Genomic DNA, 24,541 nt, shown 5'->3' on the forward strand with positions numbered 1-24,541 from the left:
GGCAGTCGCGCGTTGTGCTGCCTCCCGCCCTGCGCGCCTTCCCTCCTTGGCGGGTGTTTGGGGGGCGGGGGGGCGCCCCCCCCCCCCCCCCCACGCCAAACAAATGATTTGGAAACGCGCAAGGCAAAGGACGCCGGGTGGGTCCTGAAAAGTGCAACGGAACCTGCGAGATCGTACGGAATCGTACAAGCTCTTTCGTTTTGCCGCAGTCTTGCTATCGTCGGCTGGGAGAGATGGGTGGAGGCTTCCGTGGGGCAGATCAAGTCGCCGCTTGGAATCGGTATTGATACCGACACTGCCGTCCATACCGTCATGGCCGACTATCATTCCGGCGACATTCTCTCGACCACTGTCGTCATAGCCGATTTGCGCCAACGCTTTCCCTCCTTCCGGCAAACCGACGAAGAACTGGTTGGCTTCATCGTTCGGGCGCTGGACGGTCGGGAGATCGCAGTCAGCTTCGACCACCGCTGCCGTTAGACGGCCGATTTCATCGCAAACCAACGGGCCGCGGAGCGTACGCTCCGCAGCCTCGTCAGGCTATGATCAACGGGCGCTTATTTGCCGCAGTGGTTATCGTTCACCGTCGGCGCCATCGTGCCCGGAGCCTTGCCGGTCGCATCGGGTTGAGCCCCCTGCGGGCTCGGCGGGCAATTCCGGTCGGCATTCGAATTCGTCGTTGAGAAATCGCGAATGCTGTTGGTGATAGTCGAATCCGTGCCGGTGTCAGGGACGCCGTTATCCGGGACTACGACTGTCCGCCCGCTGCCGTCGGCAGCGGCTCCGGAGGGGTCGCCGGCGTTCTGCGCCATCGCTGACGTGGCCAGACCGATCGTAAGCGCCGAAGCTGCGAGAATTTTCGTGAGCATGATGCTTCTCCTTTTACGAGGGTCGTCGCGCGTTGCGACTACGAAAACAACCGTTCGGGCGCGCGAAGGTTCCGACAAATTTCCTATGAATTCAGCATGTTCTCGGGTGTTCAAGGCGGCCGGCGCGCCATTGCACAGCTCGGCATTTTCCTCGCTGTATGTGCGTGCGCCTTGCTGTCGCGCCGGAACAGGAATGCTCTTTGCGAGTTCATACCTTTGTACAATGTGAACGCGCTGATGCGAATGGCGGCAGCGCAAACAAGGAGAGCAGACATCATGGGCCTTGGAACCATTCTCATCATCATCTTGGTCCTTGCCTTGCTTGGCGGCTTCAGCGGCTTGGGCGGCGGACCGTTCTACGGCACCGGCTATTACGGCGGCGGCGGCCTCGGCCTGGTGCTGCTCATCGTCATCATCCTGGTCGTGCTTGGACGCATTTAGCGTCACGCTCACGAGAAAAACGCCTGCCGCTCGGCAACTAAGCGGTGGGCGTTTTGTCGTGAAAAGATAAGATTTTCCAGGATTTCTGGCTAAAACGGGGACCCGGTGCCGACCCCTTCGGCACCAAGGACCCCACCATAGCAGCAGCTTAGTGTTGGCGATCGGGAGCCAGTGCCGCTTTTAAATCGGCACGAAGCACGCCCTCGTTGAACAGCAACATGATACGAGCGGCCAACCGCTCACGGACCGGACTGTCGTCCGCAACACCCAACTCGCGGCAGCAGTCGTCGAGCGCTTTTCTCAGCACGCTCAGTTCGGCTGGAGTTGCTGCACCTTGCATCGACATGCCATCCTCCCTGAAAAAGGGCGAAAGCGCGAAGCGTCTTTCAAGCGTCCACTCGCCATCTCTGTGTGGACGATTTCGATTCAATTAGCGCCGCTTTCTGCCAAACTCAATGTACGGAAATTACCGAGCGGACAGATCGGGAACAACTGTCTTTCACCTGCATTATTGCAGTGATCCAAGCCACCCTCATTTGGATCAGCGGGCGTAGCCCACGACGCCCGAGAGGAGCCCGTTGCCTCTAGCGACGGGCTCTTTTGTACCAGACATTCTCGATTGTCTATTCGTACCAAACAGCCTTTGGTACGTTTCCAACTCTAACGTTCAGTCGGATGTTTTCGTAGGCAGGCGGCAGGAGAAAACTGCCGTGCATCGTTTCATTTATTTATTAGTAGGCTCCATACCTTCCAACCCTTATATAAGAAACATCGTCTGAACGTTATACCGGGCGCGGACGGCTGGGAGATCAAAATGCTCTTGCCCTGTTTTGGGCCGAGCCATGTCTGATCCTGCAATTCCGACTCAAAAATCATATAAAAACAAGCTGCTGCGCCGGATGAGCGCCGACGATTTTGCGTTGCTCGAGCCGCACATTGAGCGCTGTTCGCTGGAGTTGCGGGAATCGCTCGAAGTATCGGGATCGCCGATTAAGGCCATCTATTTCCTCGAGGATGGTATTGGTTCAGTGGTTGCGAAAATGCCGAACGGCAGCGATGCGGAAGTCGGCCTTATCGGGTTGGAAGGTATGACCGGTTCCGCCCTGGTGATGGGCGACGACCACACGGTCCATGAATGCTATGTTCAACTGGCGGGAGAAGCCGCCAGGATAGACGCCGAGCCATTCAAGGCAGCGCTGACGCAAAGCCCGACACTGCGGCTGTTTTTGTTACGCTATGTGCAATATCTGCATGTCCAGACCGGCTACACCGCGCTGGTCAACGCGCGATCGAAGCTTGAAGACCGGCTGGCGCGCTGGCTGCTCATGTGTGACGATCGGGTGGCTGGCGACCGGCTGACGATCACTCACGAATTCCTGTCGATCATGCTTGGCGTAAGGCGGCCGGGTGTCACGGTCGCGCTCCAGCTGCTTGAGGGGCGAGGGCTCATCCGGTCCCGCCGCGGCGAAATCATCATCCGCGACCGCGATGGGCTCATTGCGCTGGCGGATGGCGGCTATGGCCTGGCCGAGGCCGAATATATCCGCCTGGTCGGACATATCGGCGAGCGCTGACTGTGCTCTCCGCGCCTGTTGCTGCCGCAGGTCGAGGCCCCTCGCGATACCACGCAAGCGCCGTCGGAAAAATTTTCAAAGCTCCTGATCCGTCAGGGAACTTGTTTCCCATCGGAGGGTTATCGGACGCCTCCAATTTGCGAGGCGGCCACCAACCATTCGGGAGAGGATCATGGCGACTACGAAAAAAGCCGCGAAGACGGCAAGCAAGGGCCTTGAGGACCTGTTCCTCGACGGGCTCAAAGACCTCTACTACGCTGAGAAGAAGATACTGAAAGCGCTGCCGAAAATGGCCAAGGGTGCGGAGTCGGAAGAAGTGACAGCCGCGTTCGAGAAGCACCGTATGGAAACCGAAGCCCAAGTCGACCGACTCGAACAGGTCTTCGAGATAATGGGCAAGCCGGCGCGCGGCAAGACTTGTCCGGCGATCGACGGCATCCTCGAGGAAGGCTCGGAAGTGCTCGAGGAGTATAACGGTGCTCCCGCCCTCGACGCCGGGCTTGTCGGCGCGGCGCAGGCCGTCGAGCACTACGAGATCGCTCGCTACGGTACGCTGATTGCATGGGCGGAAGAATTCGGCAAGAGCGACGTTGTCGAGCTTCTCAGGGCAACGCTCAAGGAAGAGGTCGCGACCGACGAGGCGCTTTCCAAGCTCGGCGAGAGCGGCGTTAACGAACGGGCTATGCAAGAAGCCGCATAATCTCCAGACCGTTCCGAGCCTCGGCAATGGATAGCCGAGGCTCGGCTAGCGCGGCGAACCAGTGAATTCTGCATTGGTTCCGTCGTGGACGACAGAACGGGGCAGCAAGAGCCTTGAAGCGTTGCCTCGGGGTGGCGTTACTCGATCTGCTCGAACGTGCATTGCCGGGGCTCCTTGTCCGGCCGCCAGCGCAACAGCTTGGTTCCGTGCCGGAACCGATCGCCTGTCACATGGTCGAAACGAACCTCCACCACCAGTTCAGGCTTTATGGGCTCCCATTGTCCGCTGCGCTCCGTGCTCCAGCGGCTTGGTCCGCCCGGCGCCTTGCCGGTGAAACCCGGTTTGGCCCGCAGCTTTTCCAGCCGTCTGGTCAGCGCGGCTCTGTCGTCCTTGCCGATAGTCGAGGTGAACCCGACATGGTCCAGCCTGCCTTCGTTGTTGTAGAGGCCAAGCAGCAGGGATCCGACTTCGTTGCTGCCGGCGAGATAGCGAAAGCCGCCGACCACGCAATCTGCGGTGCGCAGCCGCTTGACCTTGATCATGACGCGCTCGCCAGGCCGGTATGGCTCGGCCATCAGTTTTGCAACGATACCGTCGGTCGAGCCATGGCCGGCGTCCTGCAGCCAGCGCTCAGCGGCAGCGGCATCGTGTGTGCATTTGGACAGGCGCAGTTCGGGCCGTCCCGCCGACGCGACAAAGGCTTCGATCGCCCGTCTCCTGGCGGTGAGGGGTTCTTCGATGATGACCCTGCCACCGGGCTCGGCCAGCATGTCGAACAGGACCAGCATGGCAGGCGTCTCCAAACTCAACTTGCGGATCCTGCTTTCGGCGGGATGAAGGCGCATTTGCAGGGCCTCGAACGAAGACGAGCCGTCGACCTCGATGACGATCTCGCCGTCGGCAACAAACTGTCGCGACTTCACATCGCGCAGCACTGAGATCAGTTCGGGAAAATAGCGGCCAAGCGGCTTGCCGGATTTTGCGCGAAGATCGACGGCATCGTCATCCTTGAACACCAGGCAGCGAAACCCGTCCCATTTCGGTTCGTACTGCCAAAGCCCGTCATCGTCGGGGATAGCGTCGGCGGCTTTGGCTTCCATAGGACGAAGGTCGAGCGGCAACGGAAAAATGGTCATGGCTGGTCCATGCCGCCGCTAAGGCATTCGCTACCGCAGCGGCCCGTTCCCCTGCGCCTCGCTTTGCCGTTTCGGCATCTTGCGGCCGTTCGGTGCCGGCGAAGGCGACAGTGGATCGACCTCGTCGGACCCGCCGATCTCCTTGGTGATGCGATAGGCCAGGTAAGCGACAGCTCCGGCAACCAGCAAGCGGACCATGATTGAAAATCCTTCGTTGGCGTGAACCCACCAACCCGCGGGTCGAAGGTTTTGTTCCGCCGCTGCCTCGTCGCCGAGATGAATCGCCGGCTGCGCAACCAAAATCTAAGCGCATCGTTTGTTGCCTATCGCGACGAAAGGAATTTGCGATGAAGACGCTCTTGCCCTTACTCGCTTTGACCTCGACCCTGATCCGGCCGGCTGCGACAACAATGTCGAACAGACCAGGGCCAACAGCGGCTTCGCCTGACGGGTGACCGCGATGCTGCTCGTTGTTCCGGTTTGGCAAGACATCGCGGCACGGTTGCTTCTGACCGCGCTCGCCGGCCTGTTGATAGGGCTCAACCGGGAGGCACGCGGGCACGCGGCGGGGTTACGCACAACGGTGCTGGTCGGGCTGGCCGCCGCCATCGCAATGATCCAGGCCAGCATTCTGCTGGAGACCGTTGGCAAGCATCCCGATTCGTTTGCATCGATGGACGTCTTGCGCTTTCCGCTGGGCGTGTTGACCGGTGTCGGCTTTATCGGCGGCGGCGCCATTCTTCGCCGCGGCAGTCTTGTCAGCGGTGTCACCACGGCGGCAACATTGTGGGTGATGACGGCGATCGGATTGGCTTTCGGTGGTGGCCAATACGGCTTGGGCGCGGCCGGCACGGCGCTGACGCTGGCCACCTTGCTCGTCCTGAAATGGGTCGACCTTCGAATGTCGCGCGAACATCATGCTCAGTTGGCGTTGACCTGGAAGGCCGCAGCTCGACAGGAACTCGATACGATCATTGGGCCGCTTGGCTACCGGGCACGCCTCGTCGCAATAGAGAGGCGCCCAGATCTCAAAGACCCTGTATTCTCGTTCGAGATCAGTTGGAGACGGCCGGACACTGGGGCAGCGCCAATGGATCTGCTGGCATCGGTGGGCGAGCATTGCGAGATCCAAAAGTTTGATCTCCTCAGCGAACCTGCCCGGTAGCGGTGTGCAACGATCGTGGCCTGAAGCAGGTCATCGCTTCTCTACTCCGCTTCCGCTACCTATCTGTCGAGCAGGACTCAGGAGCAAGCAAAAGAACGTGGCACAACGATCGGGAAGTGCTGATCTTCCACTTCACGGCGGGCGCGTGCCGAAATGGCTCGGCGACCGCATGACGCGTCTTGGCGCGGTCATGTGCGAGGCGATCATCCACCACTACGGCCGCGATGAATTGCTGCGCCGGCTGGCGCATCCGTTCTGGTTTCAGTCCTTTGGCGCCGTGATGGGGATGGACTGGCATTCCTCCGGCATCACCACCAGCGTCGTCGGTGCCTTGAAGCGCGGCCTGTCGCCGCTTTCCGGCGAGCTCGGCATTCACGTTTGCGGCGGTCGCGGCGCGCATTCGCGCAAAACCCCGCACGAGCTTGCCTTGATCGGCGAGCGTGTCGGCCTCGACGGAGAAGGCCTGGCGACTGCCAGCCGGCTTGTCGCCAAGGTGGACAGCGCCGCGGTCCAGGACGGTTTCGATCTCTATCTGCACGGCTTCATCGTCACCGATGACGGCAACTGGGTGGTGGTGCAGCAAGGCATGAACGGCGACAGCAAGGTGGCGCGCCGCTATCACTGGCTGTCCGAAGGCCTGAAGAGCTTTGTCGACCAGCCGCATGCCGCCATCGAAGGTGCCAACCAGGGCGAGATCGTCAACCTGACCGACCGCCGCGCCGGTGCGTCGCGCAAGGGACAACTGGACCTTCTGCACGACCTTGGACCGGATCGCATCGTAAGGGAGCTCGCCGCTTTGGAACGAGGTTCGGCTCCGGCGCCGGAGCCGGCGCAACCGCTGTTGCCGCATCTGGTCATGCCGGCGCATCACGATGTGCGCGAAAGCGATGTCGTCATGCGCCGCCTGCACGGCAATATCGCGGCTGCGGCTGAGCGCGGTCCGACGGATTTCGCCGAGCTTCTCCTGGTGCCCAATGTCGGCGCGCGCACGGTGCGGGCGCTGGCGTTGGTCGCCGAAGTCGTGCATGGCGCGCCGTGCCGCTTTTCCGATCCAGGACGCTTCTCGCTGGCGCATGGCGGCAAGGACAGGCACCCGTTCCCTGTGCCGCTGAAGGTCTATGACGAGACGATCGGCGTGCTGAAGTCGGCTGTCCACAAGGCCAGGCTCGGCCGTGACGAAGAGATCGGCGCCTTGCGGCGGCTGGACGACCAGTCGCGGCAGGTCGAGCGCTATGCCACCGGGCCGAGCCTGAAGGAAATCGTCGCCGGGGAGTTCGACCAATCGCATCTGCTCGGCGGCCGCAGCGTCTTCGGCTGGGAAGGCGCACCCGAGACCGCCGCAGTTAAATCGAGGAAGTGATCGGCTCACGCCTCCAAATCAATCAAGGCGACCCCGAGTTCGGGACGGTGCCTGCGGCGCAGATGGCCAGGTGTTTCTACCAATGTGACCTCGAGCGTCGGGCGAACGATGGCGTCCAGCAGATGGCCGCCCCTTGTGCTGCCGTCGCTCAGTCCAAGCACGGCGTGGACGTGCAGGCTGGGCCTGCCGTCGTCGCCGATGGCAACATCGCCGATCGCGCTCAGCACTTCGCACTGTTCCCGGACGGGGATTTTCTGGTAGGTCTTTTCCCCGGGGTCGAACCAGCCGACGGTTGCGCTTTCGAAAGCGCCAAGCGCGGTCAGCGATGCGCTGCCAATGCCGTTGTCGACCGCAAAGGACGTCAGCTGCGCGAACGCCTCTTCGCCGGGGTCAAGCACAACGACGAATGTTCTTTGGCCGGCGCTTTCGGCAACAAGCTGTGATTTCATGATTTCGCTCCAGACGCCAAGTCGGTTTCTGCCCGATCAGCTTGAACGGCAAGCCGGCTCGAGAGTTCCCCGGCACGGTTCGGATGAACATAGGATCACAGACGCGTGAGGCAGGGGAACCTTGCTATCCATGACTGGTTCGGCCGGCTTGAGACCCAGCCAGTCGGGAGCCAGCCATGTCCGAAACCACCCTTGCCAGCCTGAGCCGACGCAGTTTCATGACCGGATCCGTTTCGGCGGCTGCGGCAGGGCCGCTTATGGCCACGTCGGCAAAAGCCGCCGCGCCGCAAGCTGCCGCTTCGGCCGAGCCGCGCGATCTGTCGGCGATCTCACTGCGCATCAACAAGCAGCCTTACAATCTCGCCCTCGACAATCGCACCAGCCTCCTCGACACACTGCGCGACCATGTCGGCCTGACCGGCACCAAGAAAGGCTGCGATCACGGCCAATGCGGGGCCTGCACCGTTCTTGTCGACGGCAAGCGGGTGCTGTCGTGCCTGAGCTTCGCCGTCATGAACCAGGGCCACGAGATCACCACGGTCGAAGGGCTCGCTTCCGCCGATGGCAATTTGCATCCGATGCAACAGGCCTTCATCGACAATGATGCCTTCCAATGCGGGTACTGCACGCCCGGCCAGATCATGTCCGCCATTGGTTGCATCAACGAAGGCCATGCCGGCTCCGAAGACGGCATCCGCGAATATATGAGCGGCAATCTGTGCCGCTGTGCTGCCTACCCCAACATTGTCGCGGCCGTCGTGCAGGCCCGGGACGAAACAAGGAAAGCCTGAGATGCGCCCCTTCGTTTACGAGAGACCGGCCAGCGTGTCCGCGGCGGCCGCCATTGCTTCCCGTTTTGCCGCCGAGAGTGTTCCGCCGACCGAGGCCGATGCGCAATTCATCGCCGGCGGCACCAATCTGGCCGACTACATGAAGCTTGGCGTGGCACAGCCCGAGCGGCTGGTCGATCTCAACGGTCTCGGTGATCGAGCCCTGCGGCAGATCGAGGTCGGTGAGGACAGTATCCGTTTCGGCGCGCTGGTCCGCATGGGCGAGGCAGCAGACACAGGCGAGATCAAGCGCCGTTGCCCGGTCCTTGCCGAAAGCCTGAAATTCGCCGCTAGCGGTCAGATCCGCAACATGGCGAGCCTGGCCGGCAATGTGCTGCAACGGACGCGGTGCGAGTATTTTCGCGAGACCTCCTGGCCGTGCAACAAGCGCGAGCCGGGCTCCGGCTGCGCGGCCATGGAAGGCTTCAACCGGCAACATGCGGTCCTCGGCACCAGCGACGCCTGCATCGCCACCTATCACGGCGACTTCGCTCAGGCGCTGATCGCGCTCGGCGCGACGGTCGAGGTCGAGGCAAGGCGCGGTATGCGCAAGATAGCATTTTCGAAGTTGCATCGCCTGCCGGGAGATACGCCCAATGTCGAGACCGATCTCGCCCCCGACGAGGTGATCACGGCCATCGAGGTGCCCCTCGGCGCCTGGAGCCGCCGCTCGCGCTACCTGAAAATCCGTGATCGCGAATCCTATGCGTTCGCGCTCGCCTCGGCCGCCGTGGCCCTGGACATGGACGGCGACACGGTCAGCCAGGCGCGCATCGCGCTTGGCGGCGTGGCGACCGTGCCATGGCGCGCCAGGGCGGCCGAAGCAGCGCTGAGCGGCAAGGTACTCGACGACGATGCGGTCGAAGCTGCCGCCGAAGCCGCGTTCGCCGAGGCGAAACCGCGCGAACACAATGCGTTCAAGATACCGCTCGGCAAGCGCACGCTTGTGCGGGCACTGCTCGAAACGCGCGATATGAAGGTCTGACCGATGAACCAAGCTGCTCCCGCGCCGAAAGAGAACATGGGAAATCCCGTTCCCCGGATCGATGCCCGCCTGAAGGTCACCGGACAGGCCGGCTATTCGGCCGACCTCCCAACCGCAAATATCGCCTATGGCGCGCTCGCCACCAGCAACATCGCCAAGGGCAGCATCACCGCCGTCCGGCTCGAAAGGGCGCGTAAGGTGCCCGGCGTTTTCGATATCGTCAGCGTCGGCGACATGGATGGCATCGACAGGCCGAAATTCGGCAACACCGGCGCAAGTTCGATCGCTCCGCTGCATGACAAGACCATTTTCCACGACGGCCAGATCATCGCGCTGGTGGTAGCCGAAACATTCGAGGCAGCCGAGGAAGCAGCAGCCCTGATCCGCGCCGATTATGCCGAAGAGACGCCCAGCGCCGGCTTCGATTCCAATGGAACGGAAATGGAGCCGGCTGCCGGCAAGAGCCCGCTGTTCAAGGATGACGTCAAAGCCGGCGACTTCGACGCCGCCTATGCCGCAGCCGCCGTGAGGATTGACGAGAAATATTCGACGCCGACCCAGCACCACAATCCGATCGAGCTGTTCTCGACGACGGCGGTCTGGCAGGGCGACCAACTCACGGTCTACGAGCCGAGCCAGAACGTCACCGGCTGGAAGGCCGAGCTCGCCCGGCAGTTGAAGATCGACCCGGCCAATGTGCGGATCGTCAGTCCCTATGTCGGCGGCGCCTTCGGCTCCAAGGGGCCGATGACGGCCCGCACGGCGATAGTGGCGGAGGCAGCCCGCCGGATCGGCCGGCCGGTGTGCTGCGTCGTCAGCCGCATGCAGGCGTACGGCACGCAGACCTACAGGGCGGAGACTCGGCATCGCATTCGCATCGGCGCCAACAAGGACGGCCGCATCACCGCCTTCGCGCACGAAGGCTGGGAAGTGACCTCGCGGCCCGATCCCTATGTCGTCGGCGGCACCTCCGCCACCGGCCGCATGTACAATTACGGCTCGGTGCTGACGCACGTCTCGCTGGTCCATGCCGACCGCAACACGCCCGGCTACATGCGTTCGCCGCCCGAGACGCCCTATGTCTATGCGCTGGAAAATGCCATGGACGAGATGGCGGTGGCGCTCGGCATGGACCCGATCGAGTTCCGCCGCATCAACGAGCCGCAAAAGGAGCCGATCGGCGGCAGGCCGTTCTCCAGCCGCTCGCTGCTGAAATGCTACGACCAGGCCGCCAAGGCCTTCGGCTGGACGAAGCGCGAGGCCGCGGTCGGCTCGATGCGTGACGGCGACTGGCTGGTCGGCATGGGCTGCGCCACGGCCATCTATCCGACGGCGGCGGCGCCATGCGCCGCCCGTGTCCGCCTGACCACCGACGGCGAGGTTCGCGTCCAATGCGGCTCGCATGAGATCGGCACCGGCGTGCGCACCGTGGCGGGCCAGATGGCAGCCGAACGGCTCGGGATAGAAATTGACAAGGTCAGCGTCGAAATGGGCGACAGCGCCCTGCCGCCGGCGCCGGTGTCCGGCGGGTCGATTTCGACGGCAAGCGTCTGCTCGGCGGTGCTGAAAGCCTGCGATGCCGTCCGCGCAAAGCTCTTCGCCGCGGCCGTCGCCGAGGACGGGCCGCTGGCCGGGTCAGGCAACGCCAAGCTCGAAATGGAGAAAGAGAAAATCGTCGCGGACAACGGCAAGTCGGCCAAGCTGTCGGACGTCTTCAAGACGATGCAGATCGGCGCGATCGAGGAATATGCCGAGTTCGCGCCAAAGGGGTCGTCACCTGAGGCCCTGAAGAAGCTCTATGCCGGGCAGTCGGAATTCCATGGCGGCGACCAGGACAAAGATTCGGTGAAATACGCCTTTGGCGCGGAATTCGTCGAAGTGCGCATCAACAGCCATACGTGCGAGATCCGCGTGCCACGTATCGTCGGCGCCTTTGCCGCCGGGCGCATCATGAACACGCGCACCGCGCGCAGCCAGCTGATGGGCGGCATGATCTGGGGCATCGGCCAGGCCTTGCACGAAGCGACGGAAATCGACAAGCGTTACGCGCGCTACGTCAATCGCGACCTGCAGGACTATCTGGTGCCGGTCAACGCCGATGTGAAGCAACTCGAGGTGATCCTCGTGCCGGAGATCGATCACGAGGTGAACCCGGCTGGCGTCAAAGGACTGGGCGAACTCGGCAATGTTGGGACAGCAGCCGCGGTCGCGAGCGCGGTCTATCACGCCACCGGCAAGCGCATCCGCGACCTGCCGGTCAGGATCGATCATCTGATCGTCTGATCTCTCCAACTCAGCCGGCTTGGGACCGGTTGGGCGCAGTTTGCATTTATTCCTTCGGCGCGGTGGCGGGAGCGGTATAGCGGCGGCGCACCGCGTCCAAGACGTGGTTGCGGCTCTCCTGCGCCGAAAGCGCCTTGTCTTTCTCCGCCTCGGCGGTTTCGCGCGCCAGTTCCTTGTCCCTGATCTGGTGGCGAAACCATTCGGAATAGTCGCCGGCGCGCAAATGGTGTTCCCAGGTCTTGTCGTCGATGCCCTCGGCGATCTGGGCGAAAATCATCAGATTGTGGGCGCGGAGGTTCATCGCGTTGTCGGGGCCGCGGAAATAGAAGCTGCCCTTCTCGTCGAGCTGGCCCTCGGCATATTTGCGGCTGTGGCGCTTGAGCGACTGCCGCGGCTCGATCGCCTCGACCATGGCAGGTTTCTTGTGCGCCTGCGGCCGCCAGAACAGCACGCGCTCGTCTTTTGGCGAAGGTAGATTCTTTGGCGGTTCGGTGCCGGTCTCGCGACAGAACGTCTTGATGACTTTCTTCGCCTTGGGGCCGAGTGCGATGACGGCGGTGACCAGCCGCAATGCGTCGGTTGAGATCGCGTCCGGATGAACCGTGATCAGGATCGTGCCGGGCAATTCCATCGCCAGCACCATTGGCGTATCGTCGCGCCGCTTCGGCAACAGGTGATGCGCCTCGTCGATGATCAGCCAGTGCGGTCTTGCCGTGCGGAAACGAAGACTGCCAAGGCCCGGCAGCAGGTCGGCAAAGAAGTCCGGCCGCTCGTTGACGCGCAGCGCCAGGCCGTTGACGACCAGGTTGTTGTCCGGCTTCTCCAGAAGATCGAGCAGCTGCGTCTCGGTCGGTGCATTCGAGCCGTCGCCCAGCCGAACGGCGCCTTCGAGGCCGTCGTAGTCGCCTTCCGGATCGAAAATGCAGAACTGAAACTTTCTCTCGACGAAGCGCTCCGTCAGTGCGGTCGCCAAGGTCGATTTGCCAATGCCCGAACTGCCTGCGATCAGCACCGTATCGGTTGGCGACAGGTACACCTCCTTGCCGGTGTCCGAGCCAAGCAGAATACCGTCGCGGCTCGGAACAAGCTCACGATCGCGCTCGACCACCTTGGCGATCAGTTCCTCGACGCCTTTTCCGCGCGCGCCGCGTGTCACAAGATCGGCGGTGTCCTTGACCGCCGCCAGTGCATTGTCGACCGCGACGCTGAAGCCGCAGGCCCGCAGGAAGGCGTGGTCGTTTTCGGCGTCGCCGACACCGACGACGTTGTGCGGCGACAGTCTGAGGTCCTGAAGCGCGGCTATCAGCCCGGTCGCCTTGTTGATGCCGCTGGGCAGGATCATCACCGCGCCCTTGTTGAAGATGATTTCCAGCTCCAGCCCCAATTTCTTGATGACCTCGAGCACGGTAACCTGATGCGGTTCCCACGTCGCGACGATCGAGCGTCCGACCGAAAGCGGTTTGACACCGCGTTTCCTGAGTTTGGCGACGAACTCGGGGGCGGGCGGCGGAGATATCGCCCGCTCCTCCTCGCTGGCCGGCGTGTAGACCAGTGCGCCGTTTTCCGCGACGACCTTGTCGAAGATCGCGACTTCGGGAAAGACGCGCTTGAGGTCGGGCAGCTCGCGCCCGGTGACGAGAATGAGCTTGCGTCCGCTCTTCTTGAAACGCTCGAGCGCCGCAAGCGTCTTTTCGGCGACGATCCCCTCATGCGCCAGCGTGCCGTCATAGTCCGTCGCCAGGGCGATGAAATACATGTCGTCAGTAACCGCCCACGATCGGCAATATCTCGCCGGTAATGTAGCTCGAGCAGTGCGGCGAGGCGAGGAACACATAGGCTGGCGCGATCTCTTCCGGTTGTGCCGGCCGTTTCATCGGCGTGTCCGCGCCAAACCGCGAAACGTCGCCGGCTTCCTTGTCCGACGGATTGAGCGGCGTCCATACCGGACCCGGCGCCACGGCGTTGACCCTTATGCCCTTCTCGATGAGGTTGCCCGAGAGCGCCCGGGTGAAGGCATGGATGCCGCCCTTGGTCATCGAGTAGTCGACCAGTTGCTTCGAACCCTCGATGCCGGTCACGGAGCCGCTATTGATGATCGCCGAGCCGGGTTTCATATGCGGCACGGCCTCCTGTGCCATGTGGAAATAGCCGTAGAGGTTGGTCTTCAGCGTCGTATCGAAATGCTCTTCGGTCAGCTCGCTGAAGTCGCTGGAATGGATTTGGAAAGCGGCGTTGTTGACCAGCACGTCGATCCGCCCAAACTCCTGCACGATCTCAGCCACCGCGTTGTGGCAGTGGTCGCGTTCGCTGACGTCGGCCTTGATCAGGATGCAGCGCCGGCCTTCGGCTTCGACGGCCCTCTTGGTCTCTTTGGCGTCCTTGTCCTCGGACAAATAGACGATCGCCACGTCTGCGCCTTCACGCGCATAGAGCACGGCCACCGCGCGGCCGATGCCGGAATCGCCGCCGGTAATGACGGCCACTTTACCGTCGAGCTTTTTCGATCCGATATAGAATGGCGCATCGTAAAGCGGCGCCGGCTCGATCGCCCATTCATGCCCCGGCTTCGGCTGATGCTGCTCGGGAAAGGGCGGCTCGGGATATTTGCGGGCGCCGGCCTGCATGGCGCCTTTTTGCTTGCCCTTGGATTTGGACTTGTCCTTCTCGTCGATCCGGCGCTGGATGTGGCGTTGCTTGGCGGCCTCGCCAGCGATTTCCGATTTCATCTGCATGGTTATCTCCCTGGCTTGAAACCCAACAACGCACGTCCCGCGAAAAGGTTTACGCGATGGCGTCATTCCTTCAGTCCGGAGCGGACCGTGCGAAGTCTGACCCACGGCAAGCCGCTGAAAACGCTTAGGAGATTGCGGCGTCCTCAGCGGCGCATTTGTTCGGACCGCCCTGAATCAAAGATGTTCTGCAGGGTCGCCCGACCGCTGGGTTCAGCCGCGCTATTCATGTCGCGGCGCTTGCCATTGAGTTGCCTGGCCTCGTCCTCGGCTGCCTCTTCGAGCTTGGCGACGAGAAGATCCTTGAGGTCGCCAACCTCTTCCTCGATATCTTCGATGGGTACGCCGGCGTCGGCCGCCTCTTCCTTGCACTCCTTGGCGAGGATTTCCGCCTCCTTTTCAAGCCTGATCGGAGGCGGCGGCACATGAAGGTTTTCGTGAATCCAGTCCTGCAAGAATTCTATCGCACTATCACTCATGGCGCTCACCTATAGCGGCAAACTGTAGTGCCATTAACGTACGTGCTGCAAAATGGATGCTTGGCAACGTCGGATTTCGAATAGCGATACTCGACAATAGCGTGATCGCCAAGGAGCTAGAGCTCTTTCAGCCAAATGTAATCATTTAGCGTCACAGAAATGAGGCTAATCAGACAGTTGGAGCGGGATTTAATTTGGCCGCATCCCGCTCGAAGACGTGTTGCGCCGTCGGGCCGGTGCTGCTCGATTCGGCTCGCCCGACGGCTGAACATCGTCACCCGCAGCAACCGGTCGTGTCGACCGCTCAGCAGCGCCGGCGGCGCGCATTTTGCGTTTGTGCGCCATCCAGAACGGCAAAAGCTCGGCAAGAAAACTGTATATCGCGGTCTTCATAGGCATGCTCCGGACAACGGTTACAACTCGCGATCCCGAGTTGCGTTCCGACAAGAGTTGCGTTCCGACAAATCCGTCGCTTCTATAATTGCGATTCGATCGGCAGGTATCCGACCAGCGCTGCAACGATGCGCCGATAGAGACTGGCGTCCGGTTCACGCGAATATTGCTGCATCTCGCCATCCGCCATGCCGAGCCACCGCAAGGTGCCTTTGTCCAGGACCAATTGGTAGCTCGTCTGCGGCGACTTTTCGCGGTCGAACCGCCGGCGCAATTCCATCACCAGGTCGGTGTCGTGGAAAAGCACGCCCATTTCCGCATTCAACGACACCGAACGCGGATCGAAATTGAAGGAACCGACAAATCCCAGCGTGTCGTCGACCGTAAAAGCCTTGGTGTGGAGACTGGCTCCCTTTGAGCCGAAGACGGAGATGTTGGCCTGGCGGTTGAACGGCTGCAATTCGAAAAGCCGGATGCCGCTTTTGAGCAGCTTGCGGCGATATTTGGCATAGGCGCCGTGCACGGCGGCGACGTCTGTCGCAGCGAGCGAGTTGGTCAGGACTGCAACCTCGGCGCCGCGGTCCACCAGTTGCGACAGGATGGTCGACCCGGTGCGGCCGGGGATGAAATAGGGCGAGACAATTTCGAGGCGCTGCCTGGTCGCCGCGATAGCGGGAAGCAGCTCTTTGGTCAGCCAGTTCCTGCGCCTTTTGCCGCGCACCTTTTCCGGTGGATCGGAAATGACGCGAACGCCTTTCGTCCAGCAGACGTCGCTGTGCGCTGCAATGAACTCCGTGATCGTGCGCCAGGCACTGAGGCTGTTCAAAAGCTGGCCGTCCGCGGTCGCATCGAGATTGTCCAGGAAATCGGCGCGCGGGCCCGCAGCAGCCGGGTTGAGCAGCTGGATCGGCTTTGCCGCCTCGCAATTCCAGAAGGCCTCGAAGATCTGCATCGTCTGCCCTACGGCAGGACCGAGAAGCAACAGGTCGAGATCGCGGAAATTCGTCTCCGCGGCGTCGAAATAGGCATCGCCGATGTTTCTCCCGCCGACGATGGCCATGCTGTCGTCGGCGATCCAGGCCTTGTTGTGCATGCGGCGGGTCATCGCAAACAGCCGGGCGACCATCTCCAGCGACCGAAAGATGCTGCCGTTCCTCATGCCGCTGGGGTTGAAAAGCTTCAGCTCGATATTTTTGTAACTGTTAAGCGCCAGGTAAGCGGCATCGCTGTTGCGCGGATTGATATCGTCCAGAAGCAGGCGGACGCGGACGCCGCGCTCCGCCGCCTTGACGACCTCCTGCATCAGCAGCCGGCCACTGTGGTCGTCGTGCCAGAGATAGTACATCAAATCGAGACTGCTTGTGGCACTGCGCGCGGTGAGGATTCGCGCGGCAAACGCATCGTAATTGTCGGCGATCAGCAGCAGCCCGCTATTGCCGGCCGCGATCTTGTCCTGGGCAAACCGCGAAATGGCTGTATCCATGAAGTGCACCGGCAAATATCAGCGAAGCAAACAACCTGAAAATTTGACTAACAACCCTCCAGCTTCATTCTGGTTGCAGTCGCGGCTGCCTTATCGCGTCCAGGTTCAGGCGGGCCTTGATCGGCAGATGGTCGGAGGCGCGCTGCGCCAACGGCGTCTTATGCACCTCGATGCTGGAAATCAGGTGCGGCGGCCTGGCCAGAATGCGGTCGAGCGCAAACAGCGGAAAGCGCGACGGGAAGCTCGGCAGAACCGCATCGATCGGACCGAAATGCGGCAACAGGGCAAGCAGCGAGGATCTGTTGCGGACGCGCCATTCGTTGAGGTCGCCGAGCAGGATGGTTGGCCGCAGAACCGGGTGGGTGGCTTCGACAAGTGCGTTGGCTTGCAGCGAGCGTGACCGCCGAAGCAAGCCAAAATGGGCGGCAACGATCCTGAGCGCGACCCCTTTCAGCTCCAGATCCGCGATAACCGCGCCGCGCGGCTCGAGGCCGGGCAGCCGGATCTGGTTCACGCTTTCGACCACGCCGCGGCGTGCCAGGATCAGATTTCCATGCCAGCCATGGCTTCGGCGATTTTCCGGGACATGTGTGGGGACGAGGTCGCTGTCCCGCTCGAGCGCCGCCAGATCCAGCAATCCCTGCCTGCTTCCGGTCCTTTCGTCGGCCTCCTGCAAAGCGATGATATCGGCGTCGATTTCCTTGACCACGGCCGCCACGCGCTCCGGATCGAACCGGCCGTCGGTACCGACGCATTTATGCACATTATAGGATGCAATTGTGGTGCAAGAGGTGTCGTTGCCGGGCGCTGTGAACCGCGGCACTTCCCTTCGCAGGGCTGCGCCAAGCGACCTTGGAAGGGTGGGCGATCGATCCAGCATGGCGTCCGTTTGCTGTTGAGTCGGTGAGTTGCGGCCATTGCGATTATGGCGCGTGCGGAGGTCTGAAACAACGACGACCTTGAAAAACCGTTCCGTCGCCGGCCTCGTCGCACCCGCCGTCTGGAACTCTGACGGGCAATAACACGTTTTGGAGAAGGCAGCGCAGTCAACGGAGAAGTCGAATGCAGCCCTTAGCCGCAAATTCCGGCCGCCGCTCCGGCCCGCTTACGATTGCCCCATTCGATGGAACCGTGACCGTTCGGTTCTCCGACGCAATCATTGCGTCGAGCGAGCGGGCAAAGGTGCTCTATGAAGACGGCCATGACCCTGTCTTTTATATTCCGTTCGAGGATATCTATTTCGACCTTTTGGAAAAGACGAACACAACGAGCCACGACCAGTTGAAGGGCACGGCAAGCTATTGGCGTGTTCATGCGGTCGGTTCGTCGGCGGAAGATTTCATGTGGGCCTACGAGACGCCCGACACCCCTGCATTGGCGATCGCCCGCCACGGCGCGTTCGACCCGGACAAGGCGCGGATCGAGGCCGATCCTGCCGAAGACAAGCGGCACACGCCGCACGTCACCGAGTAGCTTGAATTCCGCATCGACCGGTTGCGCGGACAGTCATTCGTCAGTGGGCAAATTCCTCGTCGAGGATGCGCAAGCCGCCTTCGTATTTCGCTGTCGAGGCCCCGATCTGCCGTGCCTGCCATAGATTGTCGGCGAGATCGGCGCGCTTGACCGGCAACGCCAGCGGGTTGGCCGCAGCCCTGCGAACGAAAGCGGCATCGTCCTCGTTCGGCCGGCGTGTCAGGGCGTCGACGGCCGACACGATGGATGGTCCAAACCCGGCCGCCTCCAGCCGGTCGCGGTTCCAGCCATCGCCTTTCTCGAGAACGTCGTGAAGATAGGCGATGGCTTTCTGGTCGAGCGTTTCGACGGCATCGACGACTCGGCGGCAATGTTCGATATAAGGCCGCCCGGTCTTGTCCGCCTGTCCGGCATGGGCCTGTTCGGCGATTTTCGCCGCGCGATAAAGCACGCTCATTGGACGATCCTGTAACGGACAGCACGTTCCTGGCTCACCAACGCGCCATCGTCAGCGCGAGTTCCGGCGCACCACGGCTCCTGCTGCCTCACTTGCGAGCTGAATGCCGCGCGGCGGGCGCGACAAGTCAGGAGACGCGTTCAAAACGATCGAGGCTGGTTCCAAAGGCGCGCCATGCAGGAAGTTTCTTGGCTCGGGCCGGGGCACCTTCCTTTTCCGCCGACAAAGCGGCATCCGCAACAGTGTGCCACAGCATCTCCAACTTTCCATTCCTGAGGATGCCGGTATAGCTCACCGCTGCGGCTCCGACCCGCCCTTCGGCCGCACAGGTGAATCCGATGACGTCTCCGTGGCAGGTTCCGAACAGGGGCACCGTCATGCCGAAGAAGGCGCTGTCCTCCAGCGCCGTCCTGAAGGTTCCGCTGATCCGTCCGTCCTCTTCGCCGGTTATTTCGACCACCGACCCGTACTGGTTCCGCCAGGTGCCCAGCCAACTCATCGCTGCTCCTCCTTATTATTTCCACAAGGAATTGCGGTTGCTCACGTCGTGGCTGCCGAGCCCGAGCGGCCTTCAATCAATCGCGATCTCAGCCATCGACATCTGTACGAAGCGCAGCGGCGCTTCCAGCGTCCAGGTGACGCCGTGCCTGTGGAACTCGAGGCGTCCTGTGCCGCTGAGCGCCTGGGGCGTAACGCGTTTAAGCACAACCGTTCCGAAGCCGCGTCGCGTTTTCTCATCCACCAACGGTCCGTCCAGTTCCCGCCAGACAAGGCGGAAGCCATCGCTGCCATCGGCGGCCGGCGTCACGGTCCATTCGATCTCGACCCGTCCGCCATGGCGCGACAGCGCTCCGTGCTTTACCGAATTGGTGGCCAGCTCGTGAAAGGCAATGCCGAGATATTGCACGGCGTTCGGCTGCAGCATGACAGTCGGCCCGGTCATCGACAGACGGGCCTGTGTTGCGAAGGCCTTGGTCTGGGCATGGATCAATTCGCCGACCGTCGCGCCCTGCCATTCGGCATCGACCAGGAGATCGTGGGATTCCGAAAGGGCCATGATGCGCTCCCGAACCTGTGAAAGGAAAGCCGCCGGCGTGCTCGCCAGTTTGCTGGTCTCGCGGATCATCGAGACGATCACCGAATACTGGTTTTTGACGCGATGGTTGACCTCGCGCATGAGCATGCGGATGCGCCGTTCGCTCTCCTTGTGGGAACTGATGTCGCGCGCGATCTTCGAGGCGCCGACGATTCGTCCGATGCCGTCGCGTATCGGCGAGATGGTGAGCGAAACCGGGACCAGGGTGCCGTCCTTGCGCTGCCGGATAGTCTCGTATGAAGGAACCCGTTCGCCGGCGCGAATGCGGCTGATGATCAGGGTTTCCTCATCCAGGTGGTCGGGCGGGATGAGGATCGTCACCGGCCGTCCGATCGCCTCGGCAGGCGTATAGCCGAACAGTTTTTGCGCCGCGTCGTTCCAGCTGGTGATGATACCGTTCAGGTCTTTCGACACGATGGCGTCCATCGAGGATTCGACGATGGCAGCAAGCCTTATGCCGGCCTCGTCGGCCAGCGTCTGCGTGCGCAGATCGAGCAGCGTGTTGATGGCGCCGACAACCTCGCCGGTTTCATTGCGAAGCAGGATCGGATGCGCGCTGAACGGGATGAGCTGGCCGTCCGGCCGCTCGGCGATTGCCCGGCCCGCACGAACGTCCCGCTCCTCGACCAAGGCAACGGCCATCGGACATTCGTCATGCGCCATCGGCCGCCCGTCGAGATGGCGAAGCTTCCATGAACCGCACCAGCGGTCCTGGCCGATCACCGGGCGATATCCCCAGAGATCGGCAGCGGCTTCGTTGAAGTAGGTGATGTAGCCTTGTTTGTCGGTGGTGTAGACAGCGACGGGCAACGCCTGCATCAGGTCGGCGGAGGAAACTTGCGGGATTCCGGCGGCCCCTAGTTCAACGACGTTCACCAGTCCCCCGTTCCGCTTGCTTGCCGACGGATTGCAACGTCCTCCTAAATGCGCGTGAATGGTTTCGGTTCCGTTCGCTCTGCTTTCGGGCATTCAGGCCGATTTGCGTTTCGCGGTCGTCTTCGAACTTTTGTTCGAAACCTTGCCGCCCTCTTGCGCCAGGCTTTTGCGCAGAACATCGGCGAGATTGATGACGTTCGTCTTGGGCTCAGGCGCCGGCTTGGGCGGCTTCTTGCCCTTGCGCTTGGCCTCGATCATCGCAACCAGCGCCTTTTCATAAGTATCTTCGAACTTCGAAGGGTCGAATTTGGCGGGCTTCTTGTCGATCAGCAATTGCGCGATTTCCAGCATCTCAGGATCGACCTTGCGAGCCTTGAGGCCTTCGAAGACCGCGGCCGCCGCGATCATTTCATTGTGATTTCGCAGTTCCGTCATCAGCATGCCCTTGCCCAGCGGCTGGATCAGCACCTCTCGGCCTCGCTGGTACAGCACGACGCAGGAGCGGGCTGCCACCTTCTTCCTGGCCATCGCGTCCCGGATCACCGCGAAAGCCTCGGTGGAGGGCGCGTCGGCTGGGACGAGATAGTAGGGTTTTTCGAGGTAGCGCGTGTCGATTTCTACGGCCGGCACGAACTCGCCGATCTCAAGCGTATGCTGCGACACCATCTTCAGCTTCTTGATTTCGTCCGGCTCTATCCGGATGAACTCGCCCTTCTCGACCTCGTAGCCCTTTACCTGCTCGGCCGCCTCGACCGTGTCGCCGGTCTCCTCGTCTAGATAGGCGCTCTTGACCGGGAGACCGTCTTTGCGGTTCAGGATCCTGAAATGCACTTTCTCGGCCTCGCTGACGGCGCCGACGATCTTGACGCCACAGGAAACCGATCCGACTTTCATAAAGCCCTTCCAGGCAGCTCGCGGCGTCGCCATGTCAATCACTCATTTGCCGAACGGACGGAACGGCTGCGAGCGGAAATCGTTCCGCCATGGCAGGCTGTTCCATATGTCGGCCCGGACGAGAACGTTCGTTTCATTTTCGTCAGGGAATAGCGGAATGGCCAAACGCAGCGCTGGGTTGCTGATTTATCGCCGAAGCGAAGGCCTTCTCCAGGTCTTGCTGGTGCATCCGGGCGGACCGTTCTGGGCGAAGAAGGACCACGGCGCATGGTCGATCCCGAAGGGCTTGGTCGACGAGAACGAGGACGAGCTGGCGGCGGCAAAACGCGAGGCAGAAGAGGAGCTCGGCGTGGCCATCGATGGAGTTTTCGAACACTTTGGCAGCTACAGGCAGCCGGGCGGCAAGCTCGTCATCGCATGGTGCGTCGAAGCGGACTTCGACACCGAAGCCATCAGCAGCAATACCTTCGTCATGGAATGGCCGCCAAGGTCCGGCTCGATGAAGGAATTTCCCGAAGTGGACAGAGCGGGCTGGTTCTCCTTGCCTGAGGCCGAGATCAAGATCCTGAAAGGCCAGCGCGCCATGCTGGCGGATTTTGCCAAGCAGCACGGCGCCGAATGAACCGTATCGGCCCAGTTTTCAGGGCAGTGGTCCTTCAGGGCAGTGCCCAGGCTTCGTCACCGCTCTGGTTTAAGTGCGTTTGCGGCCGCAACGTCCGCAACGTGATCGAGTAGCGGTGCTCGGCAACCGGCGGAATGCTGTGCTCCCATTCGCTGCGCGCTGCGCCCGTCATCAGATAGGCCGATCTTGGCTCGACCATGACCGTCTTGCGGTCCCATCGCGTGCCGTTTTTCCGGCGCAGGCGAAAGCTGCAGGCGGCCAGCAGCGAAACGCCGGCGACCGCCTCGAAATGAGGCTTGTCGCGGTGCCAGCCGATACCGGCGCCTGGCCGGTACTCGTTGATCAGAACCTGCACGAAGGTCTCGGCGGGCAAGCGGGCAAAATCCGCAACCTTTTCCCTCAACGGCAGCAGAAAGCCGGGTATCGGCGGTGCCTCGACGACTTCGCGCCGGTCGTAATCATAACGCAGCCCAAAACCGACCACCCGCCGGTTTGCCAGATGGCCGTGAAAATCGAAGGCCCGAAAAGGCAGGCTTGCGAGCTGGCTCGTCAACTCTGCGTCTTCGTCCGGCGTGATCAGTTCGGGCCGGTAGTGAAATCCTTCCGGCAGGTCGCCCGCGGCGGCAAAGAGATCACCCTGGCGGCCTGCAGCCGATGTCTTGAGCGATGGCATCAACCGTATTTCGTGAAGCCGCCTCGTAGCGGCAAGGCTGCTTCGGCAGGAAGGAACTTCGCTCTCCGTGCAGGGTTATTCACACGACGGCGTGGATTGGACCTGTTGAGAATGCCTTCAACTGCGATCAGAAGCATCGATTACCAACCGGCGACGAGGATACTCTCCGTATGGTTCGTCCCGAGCGGAAACCGCTATGATTACGAGGACGTGCCGCCGCAGGTCCACGCCGCGTTTCGCAAATCCTCGTCGAAGGGCCGGTTCTTCAACGAGCATATTCGCGACCGGTATAGATACCATCTGGTCGAGCAGAGCGTTCGAGCTGAGCCTTCGGATGCATCCCATTCCTGACCCACCCTGACTGTCCGCCATCCCTGGCCGCACGGCGGCAATGAGCGTACTTCGCAGTTGGCGAGTGTCTGATATTGATCTGGCCTCATCCGAAGACATCGAAAGCCTGGAATGTCCGCCGAAGCCGAAACAGAGCAGATCCAGCAATTGCTGGACACCCCCGATCTGGCGAGCGCCTTGGATAGCGACCGCTTCAAGAGGTTCCTCGACCAGCTCCCGATAGCGATCGCAATTTCCGATTTGAGCGGCGACGAGCGTGTCGTCTATGTCAACTCCGAGTTCCAGAAATTGTCTAGTGTTTCCGGGGCAGAGCTGCAACGCGGGAATTGGGCTGCGCTCAGCGGAGAAGGCTTGGGCGAACACGAGCATCGGCCGCTGGCCGAGGCCATCGTCGAGGATACCGATCGGGCGGGAACGTTCAGGATGCGACGTGCCGGCGCGGAGCCGGCCATCGTCGACGTCTATTCGAACCTGATCGTGGACGAGCGCGGGCAGCGGTCCTTTCGACTGGTCGCCTTTGTCGACGTCACCGCGCACAAGGCAGGCGACAGCGAGGCCATCGAAGAACGCATCCGCGAAAAGGACACGCTGTTGCGCGAGTTGCAGCATCGGATGAAGAACAATCTCCAGATGATCACGGCGCTCATCAGGCTGGAGGCCCGCAGCGCGGCATCACCCAACCAGAAACGTTTCGAGCGCCTCGCCGGCCGCGTCGATGCGCTTGCGATCCTCTACCAGACGCTGTCGGCCGACGAACAGAAGGCCGAGGTCGACCTCGGCGTCTATCTCAGCCAGATCGCTTCTGCCGTGATGACGTCGCATGCCATGCAGGGCATCCGGCTGGATATGAAGGTCGATACCCATCCCGTGTCCATCAACGTTGCGATGCCCACGGGACTGGTCGTCAACGAGCTTTTAACGAACGCGCTGAAACACGCTTTTCAGGGCCGTGAAGGCGGGACCATCACCCTGCGCAGCGTGGTAGACGGCGACGGATTTCGCATCGTTGTGGCCGATGACGGCATCGGCCTGCCCGAAGGCGAGACCTGGCCGAAACCCGGCAAGCTTGGAGCGTTGATCGCGCAGTCGCTGACCGAGAATGCCAAAGCCCGGTTCGAGGTGGACTCGACCCCGGGCAAAGGAACGCGGGTCACCATCGTCTTCAACAGATCGGCCGCGCTCGCGACGTAGCCGGTCGGACAGCGCCGCCGCAAACGGGATCG

28 protein-coding genes are annotated in these 24,541 nt (G+C 61.8%); 13 read left to right on the forward strand and 15 right to left on the reverse strand.

Annotated elements, in window-relative coordinates:
* Window positions 1–249: 249 nt before the first annotated feature.
* Window positions 250–480 carry a hypothetical protein gene (locus NKJ94_RS13880; protein ID WP_352525693.1) on the forward strand — a complete coding sequence of 77 codons (231 nt, stop codon included), beginning with the start codon at window positions 250–252 and terminating at the stop codon, window positions 478–480.
* Window positions 481–557: 77 nt separating this feature from the next.
* Here NKJ94_RS13880 and NKJ94_RS13885 read toward each other — a convergent pair whose 3' ends face one another.
* Window positions 558–869, reverse strand: a complete 312-nt coding sequence (locus NKJ94_RS13885; RefSeq protein ID WP_352525694.1) for a hypothetical protein — start codon at window positions 867–869, stop codon at window positions 558–560.
* Window positions 870–1,145: 276 nt separating this feature from the next.
* Between NKJ94_RS13885 and NKJ94_RS13890 the strand changes: the two genes are divergently transcribed.
* Window positions 1,146–1,310, forward strand: a complete 165-nt coding sequence (locus tag NKJ94_RS13890; RefSeq protein WP_023720548.1) for a DUF3309 family protein — start codon at window positions 1,146–1,148, stop codon at window positions 1,308–1,310.
* Window positions 1,311–1,458: 148 nt separating this feature from the next.
* Here the strand turns inward: NKJ94_RS13890 and NKJ94_RS13895 are convergent, their stop codons facing one another.
* A complete protein-coding gene (locus NKJ94_RS13895) occupies window positions 1,459–1,656 on the reverse strand; it encodes a hypothetical protein (protein ID WP_352525696.1) in 198 nt (65 codons plus the stop codon).
* Window positions 1,657–2,209: 553 nt separating this feature from the next.
* Here NKJ94_RS13895 and NKJ94_RS13900 point away from each other — a divergent pair.
* Both NKJ94_RS13900 and NKJ94_RS13905 read left to right on the forward strand, forming a co-directional pair.
* Window positions 2,210–2,884, forward strand: coding sequence for a Crp/Fnr family transcriptional regulator (locus NKJ94_RS13900; protein ID WP_352525698.1), 675 nt, complete (start codon window positions 2,210–2,212; stop codon window positions 2,882–2,884).
* Window positions 2,885–3,056: 172 nt separating this feature from the next.
* Complete coding sequence (locus NKJ94_RS13905) at window positions 3,057–3,584, forward strand: YciE/YciF ferroxidase family protein (RefSeq protein ID WP_352525700.1); 528 nt, start codon at window positions 3,057–3,059, stop codon at window positions 3,582–3,584.
* A 137-nt stretch (window positions 3,585–3,721) separates the two neighbouring features.
* Here NKJ94_RS13905 and NKJ94_RS13910 read toward each other — a convergent pair whose 3' ends face one another.
* Window positions 3,722–4,720, reverse strand: a complete 999-nt coding sequence (locus tag NKJ94_RS13910) for an ATP-dependent DNA ligase (protein ID WP_352525702.1) — start codon at window positions 4,718–4,720, stop codon at window positions 3,722–3,724.
* 30 nt (window positions 4,721–4,750) lie between these two features.
* Window positions 4,751–4,918: a hypothetical protein gene (locus tag NKJ94_RS13915; protein WP_352525703.1), complete on the reverse strand. Its 168-nt coding sequence runs from the start codon at window positions 4,916–4,918 to the stop codon at window positions 4,751–4,753.
* Between the two features lie 262 nt (window positions 4,919–5,180).
* Here NKJ94_RS13915 and NKJ94_RS13920 point away from each other — a divergent pair, with 262 nt between their 5' ends.
* Together NKJ94_RS13920 and NKJ94_RS13925 are read left to right on the forward strand one after the other, a co-directional pair.
* Window positions 5,181–5,885: an MgtC/SapB family protein gene (locus NKJ94_RS13920; protein WP_352525958.1), complete on the forward strand. Its 705-nt coding sequence runs from the start codon at window positions 5,181–5,183 to the stop codon at window positions 5,883–5,885.
* Between the two features lie 97 nt (window positions 5,886–5,982).
* On the forward strand, window positions 5,983–7,245 hold the full coding sequence (locus tag NKJ94_RS13925) for a DUF763 domain-containing protein (RefSeq protein WP_352525705.1): 1,263 nt from the start codon (window positions 5,983–5,985) through the stop codon (window positions 7,243–7,245).
* 5 nt (window positions 7,246–7,250) lie between these two features.
* Here NKJ94_RS13925 and NKJ94_RS13930 read toward each other — a convergent pair whose 3' ends face one another.
* Window positions 7,251–7,694 carry a PPC domain-containing DNA-binding protein gene (locus tag NKJ94_RS13930; protein WP_352525707.1) on the reverse strand — a complete coding sequence of 148 codons (444 nt, stop codon included), beginning with the start codon at window positions 7,692–7,694 and terminating at the stop codon, window positions 7,251–7,253.
* Window positions 7,695–7,870: 176 nt separating this feature from the next.
* On the opposite strand from NKJ94_RS13930, the gene NKJ94_RS13935 reads away from it, so the two are divergent.
* From NKJ94_RS13935 to NKJ94_RS13945, 3 genes are read left to right on the forward strand one after another with little or no spacing between them, the layout of a single operon-like run.
* Window positions 7,871–8,485 (forward strand): (2Fe-2S)-binding protein, encoded by a 615-nt coding sequence (locus tag NKJ94_RS13935; RefSeq protein WP_352525709.1) that lies wholly within the window; start codon window positions 7,871–7,873, stop codon window positions 8,483–8,485.
* A gap of 1 nt (window position 8,486) precedes the next feature.
* Window positions 8,487–9,509 (forward strand): FAD binding domain-containing protein, encoded by a 1,023-nt coding sequence (locus NKJ94_RS13940; protein WP_352525711.1) that lies wholly within the window; start codon window positions 8,487–8,489, stop codon window positions 9,507–9,509.
* 3 nt (window positions 9,510–9,512) lie between these two features.
* Window positions 9,513–11,792 carry a xanthine dehydrogenase family protein molybdopterin-binding subunit gene (locus NKJ94_RS13945; protein ID WP_352525712.1) on the forward strand — a complete coding sequence of 760 codons (2,280 nt, stop codon included), beginning with the start codon at window positions 9,513–9,515 and terminating at the stop codon, window positions 11,790–11,792.
* Window positions 11,793–11,838: 46 nt separating this feature from the next.
* Here NKJ94_RS13945 and NKJ94_RS13950 read toward each other — a convergent pair whose 3' ends face one another.
* The 5 genes from NKJ94_RS13950 to NKJ94_RS13970 all read right to left on the reverse strand — a co-directional run bounded on the left by NKJ94_RS13950 (window position 11,839) and on the right by NKJ94_RS13970 (window position 17,756).
* Complete coding sequence (locus tag NKJ94_RS13950) at window positions 11,839–13,548, reverse strand: HAD family hydrolase (RefSeq protein ID WP_352525714.1); 1,710 nt, start codon at window positions 13,546–13,548, stop codon at window positions 11,839–11,841.
* Between the two features lie 4 nt (window positions 13,549–13,552).
* Window positions 13,553–14,524 (reverse strand): SDR family oxidoreductase, encoded by a 972-nt coding sequence (locus tag NKJ94_RS13955; protein WP_352525715.1) that lies wholly within the window; start codon window positions 14,522–14,524, stop codon window positions 13,553–13,555.
* Window positions 14,525–14,667: 143 nt separating this feature from the next.
* The gene (locus tag NKJ94_RS13960; RefSeq protein WP_352525716.1) at window positions 14,668–15,000 is read right to left on the reverse strand and encodes a hypothetical protein; all 333 of its coding nucleotides are present in this window, start codon (window positions 14,998–15,000) and stop codon (window positions 14,668–14,670) included.
* A 475-nt stretch (window positions 15,001–15,475) separates the two neighbouring features.
* Window positions 15,476–16,876, reverse strand: a complete 1,401-nt coding sequence (locus NKJ94_RS13965; RefSeq protein ID WP_352525718.1) for a phospholipase D family protein — start codon at window positions 16,874–16,876, stop codon at window positions 15,476–15,478.
* 64 nt (window positions 16,877–16,940) lie between these two features.
* Entirely contained in the window at window positions 16,941–17,756 is an 816-nt protein-coding gene (locus NKJ94_RS13970; protein ID WP_502896033.1) for an endonuclease/exonuclease/phosphatase family protein, read from the reverse strand.
* 182 nt (window positions 17,757–17,938) lie between these two features.
* Between NKJ94_RS13970 and NKJ94_RS13975 the strand changes: the two genes are divergently transcribed.
* On the forward strand, window positions 17,939–18,349 hold the full coding sequence (locus NKJ94_RS13975) for a DUF427 domain-containing protein (RefSeq protein ID WP_352525721.1): 411 nt from the start codon (window positions 17,939–17,941) through the stop codon (window positions 18,347–18,349).
* Between the two features lie 40 nt (window positions 18,350–18,389).
* On the opposite strand, the gene NKJ94_RS13980 is transcribed toward NKJ94_RS13975, so the two are convergent.
* The 4 genes from NKJ94_RS13980 to ku form a co-directional block, all read right to left on the reverse strand.
* The gene (locus tag NKJ94_RS13980; RefSeq protein ID WP_352525723.1) at window positions 18,390–18,806 is read right to left on the reverse strand and encodes an HD domain-containing protein; all 417 of its coding nucleotides are present in this window, start codon (window positions 18,804–18,806) and stop codon (window positions 18,390–18,392) included.
* Window positions 18,807–18,933: 127 nt separating this feature from the next.
* Entirely contained in the window at window positions 18,934–19,305 is a 372-nt protein-coding gene (locus NKJ94_RS13985) for an avidin/streptavidin family protein (protein ID WP_352525725.1), read from the reverse strand.
* A gap of 72 nt (window positions 19,306–19,377) precedes the next feature.
* Complete coding sequence (locus NKJ94_RS13990) at window positions 19,378–20,778, reverse strand: PAS domain-containing HWE histidine kinase family protein (RefSeq protein WP_352525727.1); 1,401 nt, start codon at window positions 20,776–20,778, stop codon at window positions 19,378–19,380.
* Between the two features lie 93 nt (window positions 20,779–20,871).
* Entirely contained in the window at window positions 20,872–21,705 is an 834-nt protein-coding gene (gene ku, locus NKJ94_RS13995; RefSeq protein WP_352525728.1) for a non-homologous end joining protein Ku, read from the reverse strand.
* 124 nt (window positions 21,706–21,829) lie between these two features.
* Between ku and NKJ94_RS14000 the strand changes: the two genes are divergently transcribed.
* Entirely contained in the window at window positions 21,830–22,294 is a 465-nt protein-coding gene (locus NKJ94_RS14000) for an NUDIX hydrolase (protein ID WP_352525730.1), read from the forward strand.
* A gap of 34 nt (window positions 22,295–22,328) precedes the next feature.
* On the opposite strand, the gene NKJ94_RS14005 is transcribed toward NKJ94_RS14000, so the two are convergent.
* A complete protein-coding gene (locus NKJ94_RS14005; protein ID WP_352525732.1) occupies window positions 22,329–22,967 on the reverse strand; it encodes an alpha-ketoglutarate-dependent dioxygenase AlkB in 639 nt (212 codons plus the stop codon).
* A 111-nt stretch (window positions 22,968–23,078) separates the two neighbouring features.
* Between NKJ94_RS14005 and NKJ94_RS14010 the strand changes: the two genes are divergently transcribed.
* Window positions 23,079–23,318, forward strand: coding sequence for a KTSC domain-containing protein (locus NKJ94_RS14010; RefSeq protein ID WP_352525733.1), 240 nt, complete (start codon window positions 23,079–23,081; stop codon window positions 23,316–23,318).
* 111 nt (window positions 23,319–23,429) lie between these two features.
* The gene (locus tag NKJ94_RS14015; protein ID WP_352525734.1) at window positions 23,430–24,509 is read left to right on the forward strand and encodes a sensor histidine kinase; all 1,080 of its coding nucleotides are present in this window, start codon (window positions 23,430–23,432) and stop codon (window positions 24,507–24,509) included.
* Window positions 24,510–24,541: the final 32 nt, after the last annotated feature.

It is taken from the genome of Mesorhizobium sp. M0060, assembly GCF_040323155.1.
GTDB lineage: Bacteria > Pseudomonadota > Alphaproteobacteria > Rhizobiales > Rhizobiaceae > Mesorhizobium.

Coding starts and splice junctions, on each gene's coding strand:
- NKJ94_RS13885 (WP_352525694.1), bottom strand. CDS start 869: ATGCTCACGAAAATTCTCGCAGCTTCGGCGCTTACGATCGGTCTGGCC.
- NKJ94_RS13890 (WP_023720548.1), top strand. CDS start 1,146: ATGGGCCTTGGAACCATTCTCATCATCATCTTGGTCCTTGCCTTGCTT.
- NKJ94_RS13895 (WP_352525696.1), bottom strand. CDS start 1,656: ATGTCGATGCAAGGTGCAGCAACTCCAGCCGAACTGAGCGTGCTGAGA.
- NKJ94_RS13900 (WP_352525698.1), top strand. CDS start 2,210: ATGAGCGCCGACGATTTTGCGTTGCTCGAGCCGCACATTGAGCGCTGT.
- NKJ94_RS13905 (WP_352525700.1), top strand. CDS start 3,057: ATGGCGACTACGAAAAAAGCCGCGAAGACGGCAAGCAAGGGCCTTGAG.
- NKJ94_RS13910 (WP_352525702.1), bottom strand. CDS start 4,720: ATGACCATTTTTCCGTTGCCGCTCGACCTTCGTCCTATGGAAGCCAAA.
- NKJ94_RS13915 (WP_352525703.1), bottom strand. CDS start 4,918: ATGGTCCGCTTGCTGGTTGCCGGAGCTGTCGCTTACCTGGCCTATCGC.
- NKJ94_RS13920 (WP_352525958.1), top strand. CDS start 5,181: ATGCTGCTCGTTGTTCCGGTTTGGCAAGACATCGCGGCACGGTTGCTT.
- NKJ94_RS13930 (WP_352525707.1), bottom strand. CDS start 7,694: ATGAAATCACAGCTTGTTGCCGAAAGCGCCGGCCAAAGAACATTCGTC.
- NKJ94_RS13935 (WP_352525709.1), top strand. CDS start 7,871: ATGTCCGAAACCACCCTTGCCAGCCTGAGCCGACGCAGTTTCATGACC.
- NKJ94_RS13940 (WP_352525711.1), top strand. CDS start 8,487: ATGCGCCCCTTCGTTTACGAGAGACCGGCCAGCGTGTCCGCGGCGGCC.
- NKJ94_RS13945 (WP_352525712.1), top strand. CDS start 9,513: ATGAACCAAGCTGCTCCCGCGCCGAAAGAGAACATGGGAAATCCCGTT.
- NKJ94_RS13950 (WP_352525714.1), bottom strand. CDS start 13,548: ATGTATTTCATCGCCCTGGCGACGGACTATGACGGCACGCTGGCGCAT.
- NKJ94_RS13955 (WP_352525715.1), bottom strand. CDS start 14,524: ATGCAGATGAAATCGGAAATCGCTGGCGAGGCCGCCAAGCAACGCCAC.
- NKJ94_RS13960 (WP_352525716.1), bottom strand. CDS start 15,000: ATGAGTGATAGTGCGATAGAATTCTTGCAGGACTGGATTCACGAAAAC.
- NKJ94_RS13965 (WP_352525718.1), bottom strand. CDS start 16,876: ATGGATACAGCCATTTCGCGGTTTGCCCAGGACAAGATCGCGGCCGGC.
- NKJ94_RS13970 (WP_502896033.1), bottom strand. CDS start 17,756: ATGCTGGATCGATCGCCCACCCTTCCAAGGTCGCTTGGCGCAGCCCTG.
- NKJ94_RS13975 (WP_352525721.1), top strand. CDS start 17,939: ATGCAGCCCTTAGCCGCAAATTCCGGCCGCCGCTCCGGCCCGCTTACG.
- NKJ94_RS13980 (WP_352525723.1), bottom strand. CDS start 18,806: ATGAGCGTGCTTTATCGCGCGGCGAAAATCGCCGAACAGGCCCATGCC.
- NKJ94_RS13985 (WP_352525725.1), bottom strand. CDS start 19,305: ATGAGTTGGCTGGGCACCTGGCGGAACCAGTACGGGTCGGTGGTCGAA.
- ku (WP_352525728.1), bottom strand. CDS start 21,705: ATGGCGACGCCGCGAGCTGCCTGGAAGGGCTTTATGAAAGTCGGATCG.
- NKJ94_RS14000 (WP_352525730.1), top strand. CDS start 21,830: ATGGCCAAACGCAGCGCTGGGTTGCTGATTTATCGCCGAAGCGAAGGC.
- NKJ94_RS14005 (WP_352525732.1), bottom strand. CDS start 22,967: ATGCCATCGCTCAAGACATCGGCTGCAGGCCGCCAGGGTGATCTCTTT.
- NKJ94_RS14010 (WP_352525733.1), top strand. CDS start 23,079: ATGCCTTCAACTGCGATCAGAAGCATCGATTACCAACCGGCGACGAGG.
- NKJ94_RS14015 (WP_352525734.1), top strand. CDS start 23,430: ATGTCCGCCGAAGCCGAAACAGAGCAGATCCAGCAATTGCTGGACACC.